At 69.7% G+C, this 3,265-nt stretch carries 1 protein-coding gene; it reads left to right on the forward strand.

Annotated elements, in window-relative coordinates; all coding sequences use genetic code 11:
- On the forward strand, positions 1 to 3,265 hold a 3,265-nt coding region (locus tag AB0F71_RS39815), incomplete at both ends, for an SDR family NAD(P)-dependent oxidoreductase (RefSeq protein ID WP_360246201.1).

The following is a 3,265-nucleotide window of genomic DNA, read 5'->3' on the forward strand; positions in this document are numbered from 1 at the left end:
CAAGGCCTGCACAAGATGTGGCGCCACAACGACCACATCTACGCCGAGATCACCCTCCCCACCGACCCCGATACGTACGCCATCCACCCCGCCCTGCTCGACGCCACACTCCACGCCGCACTGATGAGTCAGGTCCTGCCGAACGACGGCCGGATACGACTGCCGTACGCCTGGGAAGGCGTAACGCTGCACGCTTCCGGCGCCCCCGTGCTCCGGGTATCGGTGACGACTGCGGGGGACAACGCGCTGCGGCTGCGTGCGGCGGACGGTGCCGGCATGCCGGTGGCCGAGGTGGCGTCGTTGGCCATGCTTCCGGCCGACCTTGCCGAGCTCGGCTCTCCGGCCGTGAACCGAGACTCCCTGCTGCGCCTGGAATGGATACCCGCGCCGTCGGCAGACGCAGTACCGCCCACCGAGCTCACGCAGCTCGGCCGCGACCCGTTCGGCCTGCGCTCGGCGACGGGAGCCGGCGTTGACTGGCAGGAGTTCACCGAGCTGTCCGCAGTCCCCGGCGACTCGTCAGACGTGATCCTGTGCGTCGAAGGTGACGCCACGTCTGATGTTCCGGGCGCCGCCCGCACGGCGCTGTACGGCGCGCTCGATCTGGTCCAGGCATGGGTGTCCGACGACCGGTTCGCCAAGGCACGGCTGGTTGTGGTGACCCGGCGTGCGGTGATGACCGGATACAGCGAGCCCGTACCGAACCTTTCCCTCGCGCCTCTCTGGGGGCTGCTCCGCTCCGCGCAGAACGAGAATTCCGGCCAGCTGGTCCTAGTCGATGTGGACGACGACGATCGCTCGCTTGCCGCGCTGCCGTCCGCGCTGGCCGGTGACGCCACCCAGTTCGCGTTGCGTCACGGACAGGTCGTGGTGCCGAGACTGACCAGGATGAATGCCAAGGACCGACTGCCGGAGTCCCTGTCACAGTGGGGCACCGACGGCACCGTGTTGATCACCGGTGGTACTGGAACACTCGGCAGGCTGTTCGCCCAACACCTGGTCACGAAGCACGGGGTGCGGAACCTGCTGCTGGTCTCTCGGCGTGGGCCGGACACTCCTGGCGCCACGGATCTGGTCGCCGAGCTGTCCGGGCTGGGCGCTCAGGTGACGGTTGCTGCGTGCGACGTGGCTGACCGGGCCGCGCTCTCCGCACTGCTCGCGGGAATCCCGGCAGACCGGCCGCTCACCGGCGTGGTTCACGCCGCAGGGGCCCTGGCTGACGGGGTGATCTCCGGGATGACGCCGGAGAGCCTCGACGCCGTGCTGACGCCGAAGCTGGACGCAGCGTGGAACCTGCACGACCTGACCCGGGACTTGGGGCTGTCCGCGTTCGTGCTGTTCTCCTCGATCATGGGCACGATCGGCAACGCGGGCCAGGGAAACTACGCCGCAGCGAACGTGTTCCTCGACGCGCTCGCCCAGCACCGCCGCGCCACCGGGCTGCCGGCGACCTCGCTCGCGTGGGGCTTCTGGAGCGAGCGCAGCGAATTGACCGGCGACCTGGACGACGCGGACCTCGCTCGCATGGCACGCACCGGGCTGAAACCGCTGCCATCGGACGAAGGCGTCGCACTCTTCGACGCGGCGCTCGCCAGCGGTGAGGCCACCGCGACCCTGGCCGTACTCGACCTGGACCGGCTGCGCGCGCGGTCCACGCAGGCGAGCCTGCCGGAGGTGCTGCGTGGGCTGGTCCGGGCGCGGCGCGCGGCGACCGCGGTTGCAGCGACCAGCTCGACGTTCGCCGACCGACTGGCCGGCCGCCCGGTCGAGGACGTCAACCGCGAGCTGCTCGACCTGGTGCGCTCCCACGCTGCCACCGTGCTCGGCCATGCCAGCACCAGCTCCGTACAGCCGGATGTCGCATTCAGGGCACTCGGCCTCGACTCGCTGTCCGCAGTGGAGCTCCGTAAGCGGCTCAACGAAGTCACCGGACTGCGGCTGTCGGCCACCGTGGTGTTCGACCATCCGACCCCGTCCGCACTGGCTGCGCTCCTACGCGAGGAGCTGCTGGGTGGGAGCGCCCAGGTCGTCACCTCGGTGGCTGCGGCGCCCGCTTCGGCGGGGAACGACGATCCAATCGCCATTGTCGGGATGGGGTGCCGGTTCCCCGGTGGCGCCTCATCGCCGGAGCGGTTGTGGGACCTCGTGCAGTCGGGGCGGGACGCTGTCGGCGGGCTGCCGCGCAATCGCGGCTGGGACCTGGACGACCTCTTCGATGCGGACCCAGGACGGACAGGCAAGAGCTACGTCGACAAGGGCTACTTCCTCGACGACGCGGGCGAGTTCGACGCCGGGTTCTTCGGAATTTCTCCGCGCGAGGCGCTGGCTATGCATCCGCAGCAGCGGCTGCTGCTGGAGACGATGTGGCAGACCTTGGAGGACGCCGGAATCGAGCCCGGTTCGCTGCGCGGCAGCAACACGGGCGTGTTCATCGGCGCGATGTCCCAGGAGTACGGGCCACCGATGCACGAGGGTTCGGCGGAGACTGACGGGCTGCTGCTCACTGGTGTCAGTGGGAGTGTCACCTCCGGCCGGTTGGCGTACTTCCTCGGCCTGGAGGGCCCTGCGGTGACGGTCGACACCGCGTGCTCGTCCTCGCTGGTCGCCCTGCACCAGGCAGCCCAGGCCGTACGGAACGGTGAATGCGGGCTGGCCGTGGCCGGTGGCGTGAGCGTGATGTCCTCACCAGGGATATTGGTGGAGTTCTCCCGACAGCGAGGCCTCTCCGTCGACGGACGCTGCAAAGCGTTCGCGGCAGCGGCCGACGGCACCGGCTGGGGCGAGGGCGCAGGACTGGTAGTACTCGAACGCCTCTCCGACGCCCACGCCAACGGCCACCGCGTACTCGCGCTGCTACGGGGATCGGCCGTGAACCAGGACGGCGCCTCCAACGGGCTCACCGCACCGAACGGCCCGTCGCAGCAGCGGGTGATCCGCACGGCACTGTCCAACGCCGGACTCACCGCAGCAGACATCGACGCGGTCGAAGCACACGGCACCGGCACCGAACTCGGCGACCCGATCGAAGCACAGGCACTGCTGGCCACCTACGGACAGGAACACTCCCAGGACCAGCCGCTGTGGCTGGGCTCGCTGAAATCGAACATCGGTCACACCATGGCAGCGGCCGGGATCGGCGGCGTGATCAAAATGGTGGAGGCGCTGCGCCACGGCGTGCTGCCCCCTACGCTGCACGTCGACGAGCCGACCCCCCACGTCGACTGGAACGCGGGGGCGGTCCGGCTGCTCACCGAACCGCGCGAGT

The sequence above is a fragment of the Kitasatospora sp. NPDC028055 genome (genome assembly GCF_040637885.1).
Classification (GTDB): Bacteria; Actinomycetota; Actinomycetes; order Streptomycetales; family Streptomycetaceae; genus Kitasatospora.